This is a genomic window from Bradyrhizobium sp. 164, assembly GCF_023073715.1.
In the GTDB taxonomy this organism is placed as follows: domain Bacteria; phylum Pseudomonadota; class Alphaproteobacteria; order Rhizobiales; family Xanthobacteraceae; genus Bradyrhizobium.
In genome coordinates this window covers 65,707-86,304 of record NZ_JADPKA010000097.1, presented here as the reverse complement: position 1 = coordinate 86,304, position 20,598 = coordinate 65,707, and the positions used below count along the sequence as shown (strand labels likewise).

The 20,598-nt window shown below is 65.3% G+C and carries 15 protein-coding genes and 1 pseudogene; 13 read left to right on the top strand and 3 right to left on the bottom strand.

Annotation, left to right across the window (positions count from 1 at the left end; genetic code table 11):
• Positions 1-120: 120 nt before the first annotated feature.
• Both IVB01_RS35800 and IVB01_RS30235 read left to right on the top strand, forming a co-directional pair.
• The gene (locus tag IVB01_RS35800; RefSeq protein ID WP_247279334.1) at positions 121-1,401 is read left to right on the top strand and encodes a TRAP transporter large permease subunit; all 1,281 of its coding nucleotides are present in this window, start codon (positions 121-123) and stop codon (positions 1,399-1,401) included.
• A gap of 186 nt (positions 1,402-1,587) precedes the next feature.
• Positions 1,588-3,516: an alkyl sulfatase dimerization domain-containing protein gene (locus tag IVB01_RS30235; RefSeq protein WP_247279264.1), complete on the top strand. Its 1,929-nt coding sequence runs from the start codon at positions 1,588-1,590 to the stop codon at positions 3,514-3,516.
• 203 nt (positions 3,517-3,719) lie between these two features.
• On the opposite strand, the gene IVB01_RS30230 is transcribed toward IVB01_RS30235, so the two are convergent.
• Entirely contained in the window at positions 3,720-4,790 is a 1,071-nt protein-coding gene (locus IVB01_RS30230; protein WP_247279265.1) for a glycosyltransferase family 4 protein, read from the bottom strand.
• Between the two features lie 275 nt (positions 4,791-5,065).
• Between IVB01_RS30230 and IVB01_RS30225 the strand changes: the two genes are divergently transcribed.
• The 4 genes from IVB01_RS30225 to IVB01_RS30210 are packed head-to-tail and all read left to right on the top strand — an operon-like array spanning position 5,066 to position 10,977.
• Entirely contained in the window at positions 5,066-6,829 is a 1,764-nt protein-coding gene (locus IVB01_RS30225; RefSeq protein WP_247279266.1) for an ABC transporter ATP-binding protein, read from the top strand.
• A gap of 58 nt (positions 6,830-6,887) precedes the next feature.
• Entirely contained in the window at positions 6,888-9,092 is a 2,205-nt protein-coding gene (locus IVB01_RS30220) for an amylo-alpha-1,6-glucosidase (RefSeq protein ID WP_247279267.1), read from the top strand.
• Positions 9,093-9,115: 23 nt separating this feature from the next.
• Positions 9,116-9,637, top strand: coding sequence for a PRC-barrel domain-containing protein (locus IVB01_RS30215; protein ID WP_247279268.1), 522 nt, complete (start codon positions 9,116-9,118; stop codon positions 9,635-9,637).
• Positions 9,638-9,660: 23 nt separating this feature from the next.
• On the top strand, positions 9,661-10,977 hold the full coding sequence (locus IVB01_RS30210; protein WP_247279269.1) for an MFS transporter: 1,317 nt from the start codon (positions 9,661-9,663) through the stop codon (positions 10,975-10,977).
• A 3-nt stretch (positions 10,978-10,980) separates the two neighbouring features.
• Here the strand turns inward: IVB01_RS30210 and IVB01_RS30205 are convergent.
• A pseudogene (locus IVB01_RS30205) lies at positions 10,981-11,151 on the bottom strand (MFS transporter); the annotation flags it as partial.
• Positions 11,152-11,275: 124 nt separating this feature from the next.
• Here IVB01_RS30205 and IVB01_RS30200 point away from each other — a divergent pair.
• Positions 11,276-12,223: an oxygenase MpaB family protein gene (locus IVB01_RS30200; RefSeq protein ID WP_247279270.1), complete on the top strand. Its 948-nt coding sequence runs from the start codon at positions 11,276-11,278 to the stop codon at positions 12,221-12,223.
• A 124-nt stretch (positions 12,224-12,347) separates the two neighbouring features.
• On the opposite strand, the gene glgA is transcribed toward IVB01_RS30200, so the two are convergent.
• Positions 12,348-13,763, bottom strand: a complete 1,416-nt coding sequence (gene glgA, locus IVB01_RS30195; protein WP_247449696.1) for a glycogen synthase GlgA — start codon at positions 13,761-13,763, stop codon at positions 12,348-12,350.
• 181 nt (positions 13,764-13,944) lie between these two features.
• Between glgA and IVB01_RS30190 the strand changes: the two genes are divergently transcribed.
• The 6 genes from IVB01_RS30190 (at position 13,945) to IVB01_RS30165 (ending at position 20,583) form a co-directional block, all read left to right on the top strand.
• On the top strand, positions 13,945-15,141 hold the full coding sequence (locus IVB01_RS30190) for a CaiB/BaiF CoA-transferase family protein (RefSeq protein ID WP_247279272.1): 1,197 nt from the start codon (positions 13,945-13,947) through the stop codon (positions 15,139-15,141).
• A gap of 132 nt (positions 15,142-15,273) precedes the next feature.
• Positions 15,274-16,809 carry an ABC transporter substrate-binding protein gene (locus IVB01_RS30185; RefSeq protein ID WP_247279273.1) on the top strand — a complete coding sequence of 512 codons (1,536 nt, stop codon included), beginning with the start codon at positions 15,274-15,276 and terminating at the stop codon, positions 16,807-16,809.
• 7 nt (positions 16,810-16,816) lie between these two features.
• Positions 16,817-17,767, top strand: a complete 951-nt coding sequence (locus tag IVB01_RS30180; protein WP_247279274.1) for an ABC transporter permease — start codon at positions 16,817-16,819, stop codon at positions 17,765-17,767.
• A complete protein-coding gene (locus IVB01_RS30175; protein ID WP_247279275.1) occupies positions 17,754-18,626 on the top strand; it encodes an ABC transporter permease in 873 nt (290 codons plus the stop codon). Before IVB01_RS30180 ends, IVB01_RS30175 begins: the two co-directional genes overlap by 14 nt.
• Positions 18,623-19,615, top strand: a complete 993-nt coding sequence (locus IVB01_RS30170; protein WP_247279276.1) for an ABC transporter ATP-binding protein — start codon at positions 18,623-18,625, stop codon at positions 19,613-19,615. The genes IVB01_RS30175 and IVB01_RS30170 overlap by 4 nt, the downstream gene beginning before the upstream one ends.
• On the top strand, positions 19,612-20,583 hold the full coding sequence (locus IVB01_RS30165) for an oligopeptide/dipeptide ABC transporter ATP-binding protein (RefSeq protein ID WP_247279277.1): 972 nt from the start codon (positions 19,612-19,614) through the stop codon (positions 20,581-20,583). The genes IVB01_RS30170 and IVB01_RS30165 overlap by 4 nt, the downstream gene beginning before the upstream one ends.
• Positions 20,584-20,598: the final 15 nt, after the last annotated feature.

Here is a 20,598-nt window from a genome sequence, read left to right as displayed (position 1 = left end):
CCCAGCCAGGTCGCCCGGGACGAGCGCAGCCCGCTCGGCTGGATCCTGATGCTGCTGCCGATTCTGATCGTCGCCCTGTGCTTTGCGCATGCCGGCCACATCATCACGCTGCCGCAAGGCCTGCGCGTCGCCATCGTGTTCGCGCTGCTGCTGTCATTGATGCTGACGGGCATGCCGATCTCGATCGCGCTTGGTCTGACCGTGCTCAGCTTCATGTTCACGCTGACCGACGTGCGCACGGAATCGGTGGCGCTGAAGCTGTTCACCGGCATCGAGAATTTCGAGATCATGGCGATCCCGTTCTTCATTCTCGCCGGCAACTTCCTGACCCATGGCGGCGTGGCACGCCGGATGATCACGTTCGCGACCGCGCTGGTCGGCCATTGGTACGGCGGCCTCGCACTCTCCGGCGTGGTCGCCTGCGCGCTGTTCGCGGCGATTTCCGGCTCCTCGCCGGCGACCGTGGTGGCGATCGGCTCGGTGATCCTGCCTGCGATGGTCGCGCAAGGATTTCCCAAGCGGTTCGGGGCGGGGGTGATCACGACCTCCGGCTCGCTCGGCATTCTCATTCCGCCGTCGATCCCGATGGTTCTCTACGCCGTCTCCACCAACAGCTCGGTGGGCAAGCTGTTCATCGCCGGCATCGTGCCGGGGTTGGTGCTGGCCTCGCTGCTTGGGGCGACGACATTCTATCGGGCCTGGCGCAACGACTATCCGCGGATGCCGAAGGCTACGTTCCTTCAGCGTCTCGACGCATTTCGCAAATCGATCTGGGGCATTTTGCTGATCGTCATCGTGATCGGCGGCATCTATAGCGGCCTGTTCACGCCGACGGAAGCTGCCGCCGTCAGCGCGGTCTACGCCTTCATCGTCGCAGTGTTCATCTACAAGGATCTGAAGCTGCGCGATGTGCCGCGGGTGCTGCTGTCGTCGGCGAACCTATCGGCGATGCTGCTCTATATCATCACCAACGCGGTGCTGTTCTCGTTCCTGATGACCTACGAGAACGTGCCGCAGGCGCTGGCACAATGGATGATCGACCAGGGCTTGGGCTGGATCGGCTTCCTGCTGCTCGTCAACCTCCTGCTGCTGCTGGCGGGCAACGTGATGGAGCCGTCCTCGATCATCCTAATCATGGCGCCGATCCTGTTTCCGGTCGCGGTCAAGCTCGGCATCGATCCGATCCATTTCGGCATCCTGATGACGGTCAATATGGAGGTCGGGCTGTGCCATCCGCCCGTCGGCCTCAATCTCTACGTCGCATCAGGTATCGCCAAGATGGGCATCACCGAGCTCACCGTCGCGGTGTGGCCCTGGCTCCTGACCATGTTGGGATTCCTCGTGGTGGTGACGTATTGGCCAGGTCTGTCGTTGTGGCTGCCAAGGCTGCTGGGGATGTAGCTGATAGCCCTCTCCTTGCGGGAGAGGGTGGCTCGCCGCGCAGCGGCGAGACGGGTGAGGGGTCTCTCTGCGCGTGAGGCTCGCGCAATCGAGTTCGCGGAGAGAGACCCCTCATCCGGCGCTTCGCGCCGCGGTCTTTCACACAAGGGACGAAGGGAATGAGGCACCGTCCGGGAGGAGAGCAACATGGCTGAAGCCAACAACGAGTCGAAACACGCTTCTCCCTCTGTCATCGCGCAGCATGACGCCATGCTGAACGCGCTGCCGTTTTCAGACACGCGCGATTTCGACGATGCCGCGCGCGGCTTTCTCGGCACGATCGAGAACGCGACAATCACAAATCCGCAAGGGCGGACGGTCTGGAGCCTGGAGCCTTACGGCTTTCTCTCTGCTGAACGGGCGCCGCCCACCGTCAATCCGAGCCTGTGGCGGCAGTCGCGGCTCAACATGCATCACGGCCTGTTCGAGGTCGTGCCCGGCGTGTATCAGGTGCGCGGGCTCGACATCGCCAACATGACGCTGATCGAGGGCGACAGCGGCGTCATCGTCGTGGATACCCTGACCTCGATCGAGGGCGCGCGCGCCGCGCTCGATCTCTACTTCAGCCATCGTGGCAAGCGCCCGGTCGCGGCCGTCATCTTCACGCACACCCACACCGATCATTGGGGCGGCGCGCGCGGCGTGCTGGAGGAGGAGGCGCTGGCGACTAGCCGCGTGCCGATCATCGCGCCGAACCTGTTCATGGAGCACGCCGTCTCCGAGAACATCATCGCCGGACCGGCGATGCTGCGCCGGGCGCAGTACCAGTTCGGTCCCTTTCTCGCGAAGGGCGTGCGCCGGCAGGTGGATTGCGGGCTCGGCAAGTCGATGGCGGCGGGATCGGTCGCACTGCTGCGCCCGACCGATTTGATCATGGCGACCGGCGAGACGCGTGTCATCGACGGCCTCGAGTTCGAATTCCAGATGGCGCCGAACAGCGAAGCGCCGGCGGAGATGCATTTCTTCGTCCCGCGCTACAAGCTGCTGAACCTTGCCGAGAACTGCACCCACAATTTCCACAATCTGCTGCCGTTCCGTGGCGCCGACGTGCGCGATGCGCTGGCCTGGTCGAAATATCTGGGCGAGGCCCTGCTGCTTTGGGATGACAAGGCGGAGGCGATGTGCGGCCAGCATCACTGGCCGGTGTGGGGGCGGGAGCGCATCGGCACCATGATCCGGCAGCAGCGCGATCTCTACAAATTCGCGCACGACCAGACCATCCGCCTGATGAACCACGGCCTCACCGCCGCCGAGATCGCCGAGACCATCCAGCTGCCGAAGAGCCTTGAGTCCGCCTGGCACGGCCGCGGCTATTACGGCCACATCCGGCACAACGTGAAGGCGATCTACCAGAAATATCTCGGCTGGTACGACGCCAATCCGGTCAATCTCGATCCGCTGCCTCCGGTAGAATCAGGCAAGAAGTATGTCGAATACATGGGTGGCGCGGATGCCATCCTGGCGCGGGCACGGACGGATTTCGACAAGGGCGAGTTTCGTTTCATCGCGCAAGCGCTCGGCCATCTCGTCTTCGCCGAGCCGGACAATCAGCCGGCGCGCGCGTTGCTGGCGGATACGCTCGAGCAGCTCGGCTATGCCGCCGAAAGCGCGACCTGGCGCAACGCCTATCTGTTCGGCGCGCAGGAGCTGCGAAACGGCATGCCGAAGGCGCCCCAGCGCCCGCCAATGCCGCGCGAAACGCTGGCCGCATTGCGCACCTCGCAGCTCTGGGACCTGCTCGGCATCCGCCTCAACGGCCCGAAAGCGGAAGGCAAGCACATCGTGCTGAACTGGAGTGTTTCCGACACCGGCGAGACCTTCGTGCTCAATCTGGAGAACTCTGCGTTGACCTATGCCGAGGGCGTGCAGGCGGAGCGCGCGGATGCCAGCTTCACGCTGGCACGCGCGACGCTCGACGAAGTCATTGCAAAACAGACGAGCTTTCCGGAGGCGGTCGCCGCCGGCAAGATCAAGCTATCAGGCAATCCGATGCGGCTCGCCGAGCTGATGGGCCTGATGGATGAATTCCCGCGCATGTTCGAGATCGTCGAGCCGAAGCGGGCGTTGGTGAGCTAGGCGCGCGGTCTGTTGGCTCTGACCTCTTTCCTTCTCCCCTTGTGGGAGAAGGTGGCGCGAAGCGCCGGATGAGGGGTCCGTTTCCGCGGAGAGATTTTTCCTTGGCGAGGCCAACCCCTCACCCAAGCGAGTGTGCCGCGTGGGTCTTGAGCCCTCTCCCACAAGGGGAGAGGGCACTTCGACCAGCAGCGTTGCTTGAGGCGCTACTCCGCGCTGCTCACCAGCTTGATTCGCGGCGCCTGTGCCTCGGTCAGGCTGCGATACGCCGCGAGATAGTCCAGTGCCATGCGCCGCGCCGTGAAGCGGGTCTCGAACTGCTTGCGGATTGCAGTGCGGTCCAGTTGCGCGAGGCGTTTGACCACTCCCGCTGCGCTGATGACGTCCTCGACGATGAAGCCGGTGAGGCCCTCGTCGATGATCTCCGGCACCGAGCCGCGGTTGAAGGCGACCACCGGCGTTCCGCACGCCATGGCTTCGATCATCACCAGACCGAACGGCTCCGGCCAGTCGATTGGCAGCAAGAGACCGAGCGCGCCGCTCAAAAAGTCCGATTTCTCGTGATCGCTGATCTCGCCGATGAACTCGACCAGCGGATTGTTCTCGATCATCGGCCGGATCAGTTCGTCATAATAATCCTGGTCGGCGCGATCGACCTTGGCGGCGATCTTCAGCGGGATGCCGCAATGCGTCGCGATCTTGATGGCGCGGTCGACGCCCTTCTCGGGCGCGATGCGGCCGAGCACGGCGAGATATTCCTGCTTGACGGGTTTCGGCGTCAGCAGATTCTCTGGCAGGCCGTGATGAATGGTGGTGACCCAGTTCGCCTGCGGCACGGGCCGCCGCTGCGCATTGGAGATCGAAATAACCGGCATTTTCGAGAAAGTGTTGAAGACCGGCTGGTGCTCCGGCAGGTCGAGACGGCCGTGCAGCGTGGTCACGAACGGCGTTGGCTGCCGGTAGAACAGCGACCAAGGATAGTAGTCGAGGTGGAAGTGGAGGAAGTCGAACTCCTCGTCGTCACATTTCTGCCGCACGCGCTCCAGCAACACCATGTGCAGCGCATTGGGATCACGCACGGAACCATCCAGGCGGAGCGCCCGCGGCCATAATGCATCCAGCTTTGCCGAGGTTTGCGAGTCGCCGCTGGCGAACAGCGTCACATCGTGTCCAAGGGCCACCAGCTCTTCCGTCAACCAATGCACCACCCGCTCGGTGCCGCCATACAGTTTGGGTGGAACAGCCTCCGTCAACGGAGCAACCTGCGCGATGCGCATCTCACCATCTCCTCTGTGCGATCATGTATTGAACCCCCCCGCCTGTACGGCACCGGCAATGCCAGACAAAGGAACGTTCCCGCACCTGCGAAGTTCCTCCCTCCGAACGTTACATATTCGACACGTCAGGGGGACGTCTCGATGCTGCCACTACATCTTCTCAGATCGTCCGCATCCGCATGTCGTGATCGCCGGGCCCGGGAACCGAGGCGAAGTGGTCGCTGTTCACTCGACCAGTAACGAATTGAAAATCAGCATAACGGGGCGATAGCCATATGGATCAGCTTTCTGGATACGCGCGCAGGCCATTTGCCTTTGTCTTGCGCTATCTCCGGCGTCGTCTCGCGTCACACCTGGTGATTCTGACCGCTGTCGTGGCAGCGGTTGCCTGCTCCGTGGGCACCCAGTACGGCGTCAAATCCCTGGTCGACAGCCTGTCCGCCGGACCATCTCATGGCGGGAGCGTATGGCTGGCATTCATTCTGCTCATGTCACTGATCGCCGCCGACAACTTTCTGTGGCGGATCGCGAGCTGGACGGCGAGCTTCACCTTCGTCCGGGTCACCGGTGATTTACGCCGCGACATATTTCGTCATCTGACCGGCCACGCGCCGAGCTATTTCTCCGATCGCATGCCGGGCATGCTGACGAGCCGCATCACGGCGACTTCCAACGCGGTGTTCACGGTCGAGAACATGTTCGTCTGGAACGTGCTGCCGCCCTGCATCGCCACAATTGCGGCAATCACCCTGATCGGAACCGTGAGTCCGTATATGGCGCTGGGCCTGATCGTGATCGCCGGCGGCATGGTGGTCGCGATGTTCCACTTGGCCGCCGCCGGCAAGCCGCTGCATGATGATTTCGCCGACAAAGCCGCGGTGGTCGACGGCGAGATGATCGACGTGATCAGCAACATGCCGCTGGTGCGCGCCTTCTGTGGCATCAGCCACGAGCATGAGCGGTTCGATGCGACGGTGAACCGGGAGCTCACCGCGCGGGGCCGCAGCCTGCGGTACCTGGAGAAGCTGCGGATCACACATGCCGGCGTAACCGTCGTGCTGACCGTGGCGCTGATGGCCTGGGCGATCACGCTGTGGCAGAAGGGCGAGGCGACCACCGGCGACGTCGTGCTGGTCTGCACCCTCGGCCTGTCCATTCTCAATGCGACGCGCGATCTCGCGGTGGCGTTGGTCGACGTCACCCAGCACGTCGCGCGGCTGACCGAGGCGATCGCCACCCTGCTGGTGCCGCACGAGCTGCGCGATCACCCCGAGGCCGAGCCTCTGGTCAAGAGCGGCGCCGCGATCGCGTTCAATAACGTCACCTTCGGCTATCCCGGCGGCGAGAAGATTTTCGAGCGGTTCAGTCTACGCTTGCAACCCGGCCAGCGCGTCGGCCTGGTCGGCCAGTCCGGCGGCGGCAAATCGACCCTGTTCACGCTGCTGCAGCGCTTCTACGACGTCGATGAGGGTAACATCACCATCGATGGCCAGGACATTTCCAAGGTGACGCAGCTGAGCCTGCGCGAGGCGATCTCAGTCGTGCCGCAGGACATCTCCCTGTTCCACCGCTCCATCCGCGAGAACATCCGTTATGGCCGGCCGAACGCCACTGACGACGAGGTGCTGCGCGCGGCGATCGCGGCGCGCTGCGATTTCGTCGAGAGCTTGCCGGAAGGTCTCGATACCATGGTCGGCGACCGCGGTGTGAAGATGTCGGGCGGCCAGCGCCAGCGCATCGCGATCGCGCGCGCTTTCCTCAAGGACGCGCCGATCCTGCTGCTCGACGAGGCGACCGCAGCGCTCGACAGCGAGTCGGAGGAGGCTATCCGCGAGGCACTGTCGCGGCTGATGCGCGGCCGCACCGTGGTTGCGATCGCGCATCGCCTGGCGACGCTGCGCAATTTCGATCGCGTGGTCGTGCTCAAGGCCGGCAAGATCATCGAGGATGGCGCGCCCGACCGGCTGATGCAGGGTCACGGCCCCTACCGTGAGCTGGTGACGCAGGAGATGAGCCGGCTCGCGAAGGTCGCCGCGTAGATCGAGCAGTCGCGTTCGCGTTGGTTGCGTTTCGAATCAAGGCGCAGGGGAGCAGCTCATGGCAGCCGAAACCGTAACCCAGATCATTTCCGTGTCCCAGACGGTGGAGGCCGTCGCGGAGCAGACGTTCTACATTCCGATGACGGGACCCGCCGCCCGGCCGCGGCGGTCCCTCAAGCACGACGATACCTTCGTCGTGCTCGACAGCCACGGCGACATCGGCGCTTCGGCGGGCGGGCCGGACGGGCTGTTTCACTACGACACGCGCTACCTGGCGCGGCTGGAGCTCGTGCTCGACGATCTTCAGCCGCTGCTGCTCGGCTCGAACCTCCGCGACGACAATTCGGCGTTGACGGTCGATCTCACCAATCCCGACATCTACCGTCAGGGCCGCCTCGTGTTCCAAAAGGATCTGCTGCACATCGTGCGCACGATCTTCCTGTGGCGCGGTAGCGCTTATCAGCGCATCGGCGTGCAGAACCACGGCGACGCACGCGCCAGCTTCGAGCTGACGCTGCTGTTCGACAACGACTTTGCCGACCTGTTCGAGGTCCGCGGCGAGCGGCGCCCGCGCCGTGGCACCGGTACGAGCCGCTTGTTAGGTCCGACCGACGTGTTGTTCGAGTATCGCGGCCTCGACGAGGCCGAGCGCATCACTGGCCTGCATTTCGATCCGCGTCCGACGCGGCTGTCGGTCAATGCTGCGACTTGGCAGCTCGAGCTCGACCCGCACGAGGCCAGATCGCTGTTCGTTGCCGTCTCCTGCAACCGGCCCGTGACCGAAAAGCCGGCGCGATTCTTCCCCGGCCTCTTGGCGCACCGCCGCGAGATGCGGCAGTCGACCATGGGCGCCGCTAGCATCGAGACCTCCAACAACATCTTCAACGAGGTGCTGTGCCAGGCCATGGCCGACCTCAACATGCTGATGACGGAGACGCCGCAAGGGCGTTATCCCTATGCCGGCATTCCCTGGTACTCGACGACGTTCGGCCGCGACGGCCTGATCACCGCGCTCCAGATGCTCTGGGTCGATCCGCGCGTCGCCAAGGGCGTATTGCGGCGCCTTGCGCACTTCCAGGCGAAGGCGGTCGATCCGCTCGCCGACGCCGCGCCCGGAAAGATCCTGCACGAGATGCGCGGCGGCGAGATGGCAGCGTTGGGCGAGGTGCCGTTCTCCCAATATTACGGCAGCGTCGATTCGACCGCGCTATTCGTCCTGCTCGCGGGAAGCTATTTCGAACGTACCGGCGACGAGGCCACGTTGATCGAGCTGTGGCCGGCGATCGAGGCCGGGCTCGCCTGGATCGACGGCCCCGGCGATCCCGATCAGGACGGTTTCGTCGAATACCAGCGCGCGACGGAGAAAGGACTCGCCAACCAGGGCTGGAAGGATTCCTACGACGCGATCTTCCATGCTGACGGCCAGCTCGCGGAAGGCAACATCGCGCTCGCCGAAGTCCAGGGCTACGTCTACGCGGCCAAGCAGTCGGCGGCGCGCTGTGCTCTGCGGCTCGGCAAGCCGGACCGCGCGCGCCAGCTCGAGGCCGAAGCCAAGGCGCTGGCCGAGCACTTCGAGAAGGCGTTCTGGTGCGAGGAGCTCGGCACCTATGCGCTCGCCCTCGACGGCAAGAAGCGCCCCTGCAAGGTGCGGACCTCGAATGCCGGGCAGGTGTTGTTCAGCGGCATGATCCGCGAGGACCGCGCCCGTCTGGTCGCCGCCGATCTGATGCGGCCGCATTTCTACTCGGGCTGGGGCATCCGCACCGTCGCGCAAGGCGAGGTGCGCTACAACCCGATGTCCTATCATGACGGGTCGATTTGGCCGCACGACAACGCGCTGATCGCGCTCGGGCTCGCGCGCTACGGCCTCAAGCATTCGGTGGCGCATGTCTTCAAGGGGCTGTTCGACGCGGCGACCTATATGGATTTGCGTCGGCTGCCCGAATTGTTCTGTGGCTTCCGGCGTGAGAAGCGGCGCGGTCCGACGCTGTATCCGGTCGCCTGCGCGCCGCAGGCCTGGGCCAGCGCGACGCCGTTCACGTTGCTGGAGGCGGCGCTCGGCATCGAGTTCGACGTGGCGCGCGGGGAGATTCGCCTGCGCAATCCGCATCTGCCGGCGTTCCTGAACGAGGTGATCCTGCGCGATGTGCGGCTGGGCGAGTCCAGCGTGGATCTGCGCGTCAGCCGCCACGCCGATGACGTGGCGCTGGAAGTGTTGCGCACGCGCGGCCAGATCCAGGTCTCGATCGTGCTGGCGCGCTAGCGGCGTGCCGTGAGGAGGGTGTGATGCGTGCCATCGGAGCGCTGATCATGGGCGTAGCCATCGTCGCGGGCCTGGCGGCTGCGCCCTCGCACGCCGCGGAGGATCAGCCCGCGAGCCAGAGCGAAGCGAATGCGCCGCCGCCGGCACAGCCGCCGGCCTCGACCGTTCCGGTCACTCCGAAGGATGCCGCCCCGCCGCCCTCGGTAACCATCATCGGCGCGAGCGAGGCGCATGGCGTCCTCGGCCGCGACGTGCGCAGCGCCGCCGGCGAAGACATGGGCCGTATCGTCGACGTCATCGTCGATCGCACCGGCCATGTGCGCGCGGCGGCGATCGATTTCGGCGGCTTTCTCGGCGTCGGCAGCCGTAAGATCGTGGTGGACTGGAACGCGCTGCGCTTCGGCAAGATCGCCAACAAGAAGGACAGCATCACGCTGGAATTGACCAAAGCGCAGGTCGCGGCCGCGCCGGAATACAAGGAAGACACGCCGATCGTGGTGCTCGGCGCGTCCGGCAGCCTTCAACCGCTGCAAGCGATTCAGTGAGGTGCCCGGAGGGCTGACCGCCTGTGCTGTTGTCGAGCAAGCCGAAACATGCAGATCGCGACGGCCCCGTTGAGCAGGACCACGTCGCCGCGCTACCGGCTGTAGGCCTTCCGGCACCGTCGCGCCAGAGCCTGCGCGGGCTCGACTGGTTCATCTTCTTCCTCGCCGATGTGCAGACCGGATTTGGTCCGTTCATCGCGGTTTACCTCACGACGCAGAAATGGACCCAGGTCGAGATCGGCCTCGTGCTGTCGATCGGCGGCATCGTCGCCCTGATCGGGCAGATGCCGGGCGGGGCAATCATCGATGCGGCGAAATCGGAACGGCTGGTGGCCGCGCTTGCGATTGCCACCATCGGCTGCTGCGCGCTGGCCTACGCCGCGATGCCGATCTTCCCAGTGGTGGTGACCGCCGCCACCCTGCATGCGATGGCGAGCTGCGTGCTGGGGCCGGCGATTGCCGCGATCAGCCTCGGCCTCGTCGGTCCGCTCGCGATCGGCGAGCGTCTTGGCCGCAATGCGCGCTTTGCCTCGCTCGGCAACGGCGTCGCGGCGGCAGTAATGGGCACCGCCGGCTATCTGCTGTCGAGCCGCTCGGTATTCCTGGTCACCTTCCTGCTCGCGATCCCGACCCTGATCGCGCTTTCGCGCATCCGCGAGCACGAGGTCGACATCGCGCGCTGTCACGGTGAGATGCCGCCTGAGGCAGCCGATCGCGGCGACACCAATGTCTGGCACCTGATTCAGCAGCGTCCGCTGATCGTGTTCGCGCTGAGCGTGCTCTTGTTGCAGCTCGCGAACGCGGCGATGATGCCGCTGATGGCGAGCGCGGTGACGGCCCGGTCGAGCCAGTGGGCGACGGTGCTCGTCGCCTTTTGCATCGTCGTCCCGCAGGCGATCGTGGCGCTGCTGTCGCCGACCGTCGGGCGCAAGGCACAACTCTGGGGCCGGCGGCCGCTGCTTCTGATCGGATTCGGCGCGTTGACGATTCGCGGTCTGTTGTTCGCAACCGTGCGCGATCCCTATCTACTCGTGCTGGTGCAGGTGTTCGACGGCCTCACCGCGGCCGTGTTCGCGGTGATGATTCCGCTGATCGTCGCCGACGTTGCCTTCGGCAGCGGTCACTTCAACCTGGCGCAGGGCATCGTCGGCACTGCGACCGGCATCGGTGCGTCCTTGAGCACCGCGCTTGGCGGCTATGTCAGCGACAAGTTCGGCAACGCCACCGCATTCATCGGACTATCCGGGGTCGCCGCGACGGGGCTTCTGCTGATTCTGTTCGTGATGCCGGAGACGCGGCGCGCGGGTATGACTGCAGCACCGGATCGTCCATCCTGGTGATGCTCAATTCGTTGCCGGCGTAGCGCCCACGCCGGCCACGCAAGCGTGCCAGCCGAAAGCGTCGAACAGTCGCCCCAGCACGGCCGTGCCGACCAGTCCGCCACAGAAATAGCAGGCAAGATAGGTGCCGCCGGCGATGCCGCGGTTGTCGGAGGCCGCCTGTCCGACGAAGCCGATATGGACGCACTGCCGATTGCGGCGGACTGAGAGCCTTGTTCGTCATTGTTTTGCGCGATGGCGATTTCGCAGGCGCGCGGTCCGGGCTATTGTCGCCATGTCTTCGTCGCGAGGCTTGCAATTGGTTGGTGAAAAAGATCTGGAGGCGTCGCTCGATAGGCTGCGCGCGAACGCGGCGGGACCGGTCGCAGGCGTGTTCGGTCCGGCCTCACTGACCTGGCAGATCGACCGGGAAGCCGTCATCTTCCTCGGCGCCGGCCGTGCGCTGCTGCTGCAACTGGCGCATCCATGGGTCGCGGCGGCGATCGCCGAGCATTCGCGCACTCTTGCCGATCCGATCGGCCGCTTCCATCGCACTTTCGACGTCGTCTTTACCATGGTGTTCGGCTCGCTGGACCGGGCGCTGCGGTCGTCGCGGCAGTTGCACCGGCGCCACAGCATGATCGTCGGCGAGATGCCCGAGACCGTCGGTCCGTTCGCGGCCGGCTCGCGCTACTGCGCCAACGACATTCCCTCGCTCCGCTGGGTCCATGCGACGCTGGTCGAGACCGCGCTGATGGCGCATGATCTGGTGCTGCCGCCACTCTCGGCGGAGGAGCGCGAGCGCTATTGGAGCGAGGCCCGGCTGTACGGCGCCCTGTTCGGACTGACGGGGGATGATCTGCCGGCGGACTGGTCGGGCTTTGCAGCCTACACCAAGGCGATGGCGCAGTCGGACACGCTGACCGTCAGCCCGGCGGCGCGCGAGATCGCGGAGCAGATCTTCAGCGGCGCCCGTCCCTGGTTGCGGCCGCCGCGATGGTATCGCGCGCTCACGGCGAGGATGCTGCCGGAACGCTTGCGAGCCGGCTTCGGATTTGAGCTCGATGAGCGGGACATCACAACTGCCGATCACGCGCTGAAATGGATACGGCGTGTCTATCCGAGATTGCCCGACAGGCTGCGCTATGTCGGGCCCTATCAGGAGGCGCAGGCGCGGCTGCGCGGCGAGCCGCAGCCCGACTGGCTGACCCGATGCCTCAACAGAGCCTGGATCGGGCGGCCGCAGATGGATGTGCGGGGGAAGTAGAGTCTCAAAGCCAAGTGTGTCCGGTCGTGCCGTTCACGGGGTGCCGTTATTCCTCCGTCATTCCGGCGGTACGATGGATTCCGGGCTGGCGCCAAGAGGCGCGCCCTGGAATGACAGTGTCGCCTCACACCGACGCCAGCTTCCGGTATAGCGCGCTGTAGCTGCCGGCCGAGATGCTCCAGGAGAACGATCGTCCCATCGCGCTGCGACGCATGGTATCGAGCTGGTCCTGCGCCATGAACGCCTCGAACGCGCGGCGGACGCCGCCGAGGAAGGATTCACGCGAGGGTCTTGAGAACAGGAAGCCGGTCTCGCCGTCAGTGATGGTTTCGGCAAGGCCGCCGGTCTGGTGTCCGATCGGCAGCGAGCCGAAGCGCTGCGCGTACATCTGGCTGAGCCCGCATGGCTCGAAGCGTGAGGGCATCAGGGTGAAATCGCTGCCGGCGAAAATACGGCGGGCCTGGGCGTCGTTGAAGCCGATCACGACCCCGATGGCGTCGGGGCGGCGCCGGTGCGCGTCGATCAAGGCTTGCTCGAGCGCCGGCTCACCGGAGCCGGTGACCACGATCTGCCCGCCGGCATCGACGATCTCGTCGGCGGCCGACAGCACGAGGTCGATGCCCTTCTGGTGCACAAGGCGGGCAACGATGCCGAACATGGGACCGCGTGAGACCGCAAGCCCGAACTGCTTGCGCACGTAGTCCGCATTCGCTTTCTTGCCGACCCAGTCGCCCGCGCCGAATTGCTGGGCGAGCTGTGCGCAGGAGCGTGGGTCCCAGCTCTCGTCGATGCCGTTGAGGATGCCGGTGAGCTCGGCCGCGTCGGAGCGGACGCGAAGCAGGCCTTCGAGGCCGCAGCCGTATTCGGCCGTCGTGATCTCGCGCGCATAGGTACCGCTGACCGTGGTGAGGTGAGAGGCATAGACCAGCCCCGCCTTGAGGAACGAGACCTGGTCGTAGAATTCGACGCCGTCAATGTGGAACGAGCTCTCCGGAGCGCCGATCCGCCGCAGCGAGTCCTTCGGGAAGAGACCCTGATAGGCGAGATTGTGGATGGTCAGGATCGACGGCAGCTTGGCGCCGCGCCAGGCGAGATAGGCCGGCACGAGCGAGGCCTGCCAGTCATTGGCATGGATCAGGTCTGCTGCCCAATTCTTGTCCAGCGTGCCCATGGCCAGCTCAGCGGCGGCCGAGGCAAGGCGCGCGAAGCGGATGTCATTGTCGGGCCAGTCGCGCCCGGATTCGTCGCCATAGGGATTGCCGGGCCGGTCGTAGAGCTGTGAGCACAACAGCACGTAGACCGGCAGGCCATCCTTGGTCGCGGCCCGTCCGAGCGAGCAGGCCGGCATCTCCGCAAATGCCGGACAGCGGCCAACGATTTGAATGTGCGTGAGTTGCTCGATGATGTCGCGATAGCCGGGCAGCATGATCCGGATATCGGCAAAGGAGCGAAGGGCGCGAGGAAGGGCCGCGGAAACGGCGCCAAGTCCGCCGACGCGGACGAAGTCGTCCATCTCTGTCGTGACGAACAAGACCCTCAAGAACAGCTGCCCTCTGCCGAGCCCGCTTGCCTCTATGCAAGAACGGGTCCAGTTGCCGTCACACTCAAATCCCCGCCCACGCGGCCTGACCGTTCGGTAAAGACTTTCCTACTCAGCCGCCGCCCTCTAGGGTCGGCGCATCAACAACAAAGAACACTGAAGGTTCCATGGGGCTCCGCGGATGCAGCTAGCAGATAAGCATGAGGGGAAGACGACAAAGGCCTTTGCGGGCCTGCGGGTCCTGGATTTTTCGACCACGATTGCCGGTCCCCATTGCACGCGGATGCTCGCCGATATGGGCGCTGAGGTCATCAAAATCGAGAGCGACGGCGGAGAGACGATGCGGACCCGACCACCGCTCCGCAAGGGTTGCAGCACCACGTTCGGCCAGCTCAATGTCGGCAAGAAGAGCGTGGTGCTCGACCTCAAATCCGAGGACGGCAAGGAGGCGGTGCGCCGGCTGGCCGCGACATCAGACATCCTCGTCGAGAACTTCCGCCCGGGGGTGATGCGCCGGCTGCGGCTCGACTACGACAGCATGCGTCAGATCAACCCAAGGCTGATCTACTGCTCGATCTCCGGCTACGGCCAGACCGGGCCCTCGGCCGAACTGCCGGCCTATGCGCCGGTGATCCATGCGGCCTCGGGCTACGACATGGCGCATCTCGCCTACCAGCCCGGCCGCAGCCGTCCCGACTATTGCGGCATCTACCATGCCGACGTCGTCACTGGCACCTACGGCTTCGGCGCGATCGCGTCCGCGCTCTATCAGCGCACCGTGACGGGCCTTGGCCAGCATATCGACGTTTCCATGCTGGAAACGATGCTGTCGCTGACGCTGACCGAGTTGCAGAGTTCGCAATTCGCCGTGAAGCCGCCGCCGCGCCCGATGTTCGGGCCGACGGAGACGGCCAGCGGCTACGTCATGATCACAATCGCCAGCGAGAAGACCTTTCGGGGTCTGATGGAGGTGATCGGCCGCCCCCAATGGATTTCCGATCCGCGCTTTTCGACCTACGCCGCGCGCCGCGAGAACTGGGCCGAGATGATGGACGGCGTCGAAGCCTGGTCACGGCAGCTCACGACCGATGCATGCCTTGCCGCGCTCGGCGCGGCCGGCGTCCCCGCCTCGGCCTATCGCACCGTGTCCGAAGCGCTGGCTGATCCGCAGCTCGCGCAACGGCAGGCGCTGTCCGAGGTGCGGGATGAAGGCGGCTCCTTCCAGGTGCTCAATTTGCCGTTCCGGATGTCGGGCGCGGACACCGCGCCAGCCGAGACGATGGCCGTGCTCGGCGAGCACACGGATGCGCTGCGCGCCGAGATCGGCCTTGCGAGCGATGCGCCAATTCCGTCAGGCAAAACGGCCGCGACGCGCTGAACGCAACGCGCCGCGGCATGCGGCGCTCGAACCCTCGTGCGTTCCTCTTGCCGTGGCGGACATTTGTCGCCAATCTCGCTCCCGAGTCATTCAACGATCCGAAACATCGGACGAGGGATCCTGGGAGGAATCATGACGAAGGCGGCTGCACTCGCACGCAAGCGCGTGCCGATTTTCCTCGTCGCGGCATTTGCTCTGGCCGCGCCTGCGCAAGCGCAGAAATCGGGCGGCAGCATCACCGTCGGACAGGAGTTGGAAATTGCAGGGTTCGATCCGCTCAAGGTCGGCGTCTACGACACCTCCACCTTCACCGCGGCCGCCGCAATCTTCGACACGCTGACGACGCTCGATGAGAAAGGGGAGGCCGCGCCAAAACTGGCGGTGTCCTGGACCCATTCCGATGATTACAAGAGCTGGACCTTCAAGCTGCGCCAGGGCGTGAGATTCCATGACGGCACGCCGTTCAACGCGCAGGCTTTCAAGGAGAATTTCGACCGGCAGAAGGACCCCGCCAACAAGTGCCGCTGCGCCTTCTACATCACCAACGTCAAGGAGGTGCTGGCGCCCGACGAGTACACCATCGTCTATAATCTCACCGATCCGGCCGTGAACCTGCCGGCGACGATAACCATCCAGAGCCAGAACAACGTCGTGCATTCGCCGACGGCCTGGAAGACCAAGGGCGACGACTATAATCGCAATCCCGTCGGCACCGGCCCCTACATGCTGAAATCCTGGACTGCGGGCGACCGCATGGTGCTGGAAAAGAACCCCGATTACTGGGACAAGGGCCGTCCCTATCTTGACCGCATCATCCTAAAGCCGCTGCCGGACGCGCAGTCGCGCTTCGCCTCGCTGCAATCCGGCGAGGCCGACATCATCTGGGACGACGAGAACGACGCCGACAACATCATGAGGGCGCAGAAGGATCCCAAGCTCACCGTGCACACCTACAAGGGCTCGGGCGCGCAGGTCTATGCCTTCAACACCAAGGTCGCGCCGTTCGACGACGTCCGCGTGCGGCAGGCGCTGGTGATGGCGATCGACCGTCCAAAAATGTCGCAGGCGATCAGCAACGGCCTGAGCCGACCCGCGAGCAATCCCTATGGCGACGGCTCCTGGGTCAAGTGCAAGGACGACGGTGCGCTGCCGTTCGATGTCGAGAAGGCCAAGGCGCTGCTCAAGGATTATGGCAAGCCGGTCGAGTTCAAGATGCTGGTGACCGCAACGCCGCGTGGTCGCATGATCGGCCAGGTGCTCCAGCAGTTCTGGAAGCGCGTCGGCGCCAACATGGAGATTGAGCAGGTCGACCAGGCCACCATTCCGTCGCGCGCCTTCGCCCGCCAGTTCCAGCTGACGCCATGGCGCATCGTCGATCTCGCCGATCCCGATCCGCAGATGTATGCGAATTTCCGCAGCGGCAGCCCACTCGCGCTCGCGGGCTTTTCAGATCCCGAGCTCGACCGGCTGCTCGATCATGCCCGCGTCACCGCTGATCCGGCACAGCGCACAGAGGATTATTGCGCGATCAGCCGCCTGATCAACAAGGAGGCGATCTGGTTCTGGACGTTCCAGAACACCTATTACGCGCTGTCGAGCGCCAAACTGAGAGGCTTTCCAAAAATCTACAACGGCGTGATCGACGTCTCGAGCACCTGGCTGGAATGAAAGCGCGATGCTGAACTTCGTCGTTCGGCGGCTCCTTGCCATCCTGCCGGTTCTGCTGGCCGTCTCGTTGCTGACCTTCCTGATCGCATCGCTGCTGCCGGGCGATCTCGCTTTGGTCATCCTCGGCGACCAGGCGACGCCGGAGAACGTTGCGGCGCTGCGCCGTGACATGGGGCTCGACCAGCCGCTGTGGTGGCGTTACCTGAGCTGGCTCGGTCATGTGTTGCAGGGCGATCTCGGCCGCTCCTTCCGCACCGGACAGACGGTGCTCCAGGCGGTGGCCGAGCGCATCCCGGTCTCGCTCCAGCTGATGCTGATGGCGGAGTTCATCGGGCTCCTGATCGGCGTGCCGCTCGCGATCGCCTGTGCCGCGCGCGCCGGCGGCGCCTTCGACCGCTTCATGACCGGCAGCGCCTTTGCCATGCTGTCGATGCCGTCCTTCCTGACCGCGATCCTCCTGATCTATCTGTTCGCGGTCGAGCTGCACTGGCTGCCGGCGACCGGCTATGTGCCGTTCACGGAGGCGCCGCTGGCCAATCTGCGCTTCTTCGTGCTGCCCGCGCTGACGCTGGCGCTGGCGGAATGGCCGGGCATCATGCGCGTGCTGCGCTCCGACATGATCGCGACCTTGCAGGAGGACTATATCGCGTTGGCCAAGGCCAAGGGCCTCAAGCCAGCGCGCATTCTGTTCGTGCATGCGCTCAAGCCGTCGTCGCTGACGCTGGTGACGGTGACCGGGATCAATATCGGCCGCTTGCTCGGCGGCACGCTGATCGTGGAATCGATCTTTGCGCTGCCTGGCATCGGCCGGCTGCTGGTCGGCGCGATCTATACCCGCGATCTTGTCATTCTCCAGGGCGTGGTGCTGCTGGTCGCCTGCGGCTTCGTGCTCGTGAACTTCATCGTCGACATGCTCTACGCCGTGCTCGACCCCAGGATTCGCCATGGCCACGCTTGAGCTCTCGATGCAGGGGGATGCGACGTCCGCGCCCGCTCGCGGCAGGCATAAGTTCGGCCTGCTGTTTTGGCTCGCGAGCGGCTGGCTCGCGATCGTTCTTGCGCTCGCGATCCTCGCGCCGGTGCTGCCGCTGCAGAACCCGACCGACATGGACATGCTGGAGCGCCGCGCGGCGTTCTCCGGAGAGCACTGGCTCGGCACCGACGGGCTCGGCCGCGACGAGTTCGCTCGCCTGATCTTTGGCGCGCGGGTGTCGCTGACAGTCGGGCTGATCGCGCCGATGATCAGTCTCGTTTTCGGCGGCGCGCTCGGCCTGCTCGCCGGCTATTTCCGCGGCCGGTTCGAGATGCTGGTGGTCGGCAGCATGGACGTGTTGCTGGCCTTTCCGCCGCTGATCTTCGCGCTGGCCGTGACCGCCTATCTCGGCCAATCCGTCCCCAATCTCACCTTGATCCTCGGCGTGCTCGGCATTCCCGCCTTCATGCGGGTGGCACGCGCGGCAACGCTGACGCTGGCGCGGCGGGAATTCGTGATTGCAGCAGAGGCGCTCGGCGCCAGCCATGCCCGCATCATCTTGCGCGAGCTGCTGCCGAACGTGATCCTGCCGCTGCTCGCCTTCTTCCTGCTCGGTGTCGCCGTCACCATCGTGGTCGAGGGCGCGCTGTCCTTCCTCGGTCTCGGCGTGCCGCCGCCGATGGCGAGCTGGGGCAGCATGATCGGCGAAGGACGCGACAGTCTCGACATCGCGCCGCGGCTCGCCTTCCTGCCGGCGGCGGCGCTGTTCCTGACCGTCCTGGCCTTCAACCTTGTCGGCGATACCTTGCGGGCGCTGACCGACCCGCGTCAGGGGGCATTGTGAGCGCGCCGCTCCTGAGCATCGAGCACGTCGCGGTCGAGCTGCCGACACCGCGCGGCAATCTGCGTGCTGTGGATCACGTCGACCTGTCGCTGGCGGCCGGCCGCACGCTCGGCATCGTCGGTGAGTCTGGCTGCGGCAAGACCATGCTGTCGCGCGCGGTGCTCCAGCTGCTGCCGAAGAAGGCGAAGCTCACCGGCCGGGTGATATTCGACGGCGAGGATCTGGTGCGGCTCGATGCGGAACGGCTGCGGCGCTTGCGTGGGCGCGATCTGGCGGTCGTGTTCCAGGATCCGATGACCTCGCTCAATCCGGTGCTCACCATCGGCACCCAGCTGATGGAGACGATCCAGGAGCATCTCGAGCTGGATGCCGCGGCGGCACGGAAGCGCAGCATTGAGCTGCTGGCGGCCGTTGGCATTCCGGCACCGGAGCAGCGGCTCGCGCAATACCCGCATCAATGCTCCGGCGGCATGCGCCAGCGCATCGCGATCGCGATCGCGCTGTCCTGCGAACCGAAGCTGCTGATCGCGGACGAGCCCACCACGGCACTCGACGTGACCATCCAGGCGCAGATTCTCGATCTCCTGGCGCGCGAGCAGCGCCGCCGTCACATGGCGATGATCATCATCACCCATGATCTCGGCGTGGTCGCCGGCCGGGCCGACGAGGTCGCCGTGATGTATGCGGGCAGGGTGGTGGAGCGCGCACCGACGTCGGCGCTGTTCAAGCGCATGCATATGCCCTACACCGAGGCGCTGCTGGCGGCGATTCCGAAGTTGGACACCGCGCCGCATACGCTGCTGCCTGCGATCTCCGGCCGTCCGCCGGACCCGACACGGCCGCTGCGTGGCTGCTCCTTTGCGCCGCGCTGCCGCTATGCCGCGGGGCGCTGTCACGAGGCCAAGCCCGAACTGAAGGGCGCGGAGATGCCGGAGCATCTCTATGCCTGCTTCTATCCGATCCGGATGGCCGAGGGGATCGGCGCATGATGCAGCTTGCCGTGCGCCCCGAGCCGCTGCTGAACGTCGACAATCTCGTCGTCGAATATGGTCTCGGCAACAAGACGGTGCATGCCGTCTCCGGTGTCAGCTTCGAGGTCGCGCGCGGCGAGACGCTGGGGCTGGTCGGTGAATCCGGCTGCGGCAAGTCGACGCTGGGGCGTGCGGTCCTGCAATTGCGTCGCGCCAGGTCCGGGCGCGTGATGTTCGACGGCCAGGATCTGACGGCGATGGAGGGCGAGGCGCTGCGCAAGATGCGCCGCCGCGTGCAGCTGATCTTCCAGGATCCGATCGCCTCGCTCAACCCGCGCCGGCGTATCGGCGACATCGTCGCCGAGCCGCTGATCATCGCCGGCGTCAAGGATGCTGCCGAGCGCAAGCGGCGCGTTCACGAGGTGCTCGTCGCGGTCGGGCTCGATCCCGATATCGTGGCGGGCCGTTTGCCGCATGAATTCTCCGGCGGGCAGTGCCAGCGCATCTGCATCGCGCGGTCGCTGGTGCTCAATCCTGAGTTCATCGTCTGTGACGAGCCCGTCTCGGCGCTCGACGTCTCCATCCGCGCGCAGATTCTCAATCTGCTGGAGGAGATGAAAGCGCGCTTCGGCCTGACGCTGCTGTTCATCGCGCATGATCTCGCGGTGGTCAAAGCGGTCAGCGACCGTGTCGCGGTGATGTATCTCGGCCGGCTCTGCGAGGTCGGGCCGTCGGAGCAATTGTTCGCAAGGCCTGCGCATCCCTACACGGACCTGCTGTTGCGGGCGATCCCGGTGCCGGATCCGGACGTGCGTCCCGCCGAGAGTGTGGCGACCGGCGAGCCGCCATCGCCGATTGCGCCGCCGTCCGGCTGCCGCTTCCGCACCCGCTGTCCGCGCGCCGATCAGCAATGCAGCGCGCAGATACCGGAGTTGCGCGAGGTCGCAATCGGCCAGTTCGCGGCTTGCCATCATCCGCGGGCCTAAACTAAGACGACTTCG

Bases quoted from the DNA above. Each gene is read 5' to 3' on its own strand.
- IVB01_RS30235 (WP_247279264.1), top strand. From the start codon at position 1,588: ATGGCTGAAGCCAACAACGAGTCGAAACACGCTTCTCCCTCTGTCATC.
- IVB01_RS30230 (WP_247279265.1), bottom strand. From the start codon at position 4,790: ATGCGCATCGCGCAGGTTGCTCCGTTGACGGAGGCTGTTCCACCCAAA.
- IVB01_RS30225 (WP_247279266.1), top strand. From the start codon at position 5,066: ATGGATCAGCTTTCTGGATACGCGCGCAGGCCATTTGCCTTTGTCTTG.
- IVB01_RS30220 (WP_247279267.1), top strand. From the start codon at position 6,888: ATGGCAGCCGAAACCGTAACCCAGATCATTTCCGTGTCCCAGACGGTG.
- IVB01_RS30215 (WP_247279268.1), top strand. From the start codon at position 9,116: ATGCGTGCCATCGGAGCGCTGATCATGGGCGTAGCCATCGTCGCGGGC.
- IVB01_RS30190 (WP_247279272.1), top strand. From the start codon at position 13,945: ATGCAGCTAGCAGATAAGCATGAGGGGAAGACGACAAAGGCCTTTGCG.
- IVB01_RS30185 (WP_247279273.1), top strand. From the start codon at position 15,274: ATGACGAAGGCGGCTGCACTCGCACGCAAGCGCGTGCCGATTTTCCTC.
- IVB01_RS30180 (WP_247279274.1), top strand. From the start codon at position 16,817: ATGCTGAACTTCGTCGTTCGGCGGCTCCTTGCCATCCTGCCGGTTCTG.
- IVB01_RS30175 (WP_247279275.1), top strand. From the start codon at position 17,754: ATGGCCACGCTTGAGCTCTCGATGCAGGGGGATGCGACGTCCGCGCCC.
- IVB01_RS30165 (WP_247279277.1), top strand. From the start codon at position 19,612: ATGATGCAGCTTGCCGTGCGCCCCGAGCCGCTGCTGAACGTCGACAAT.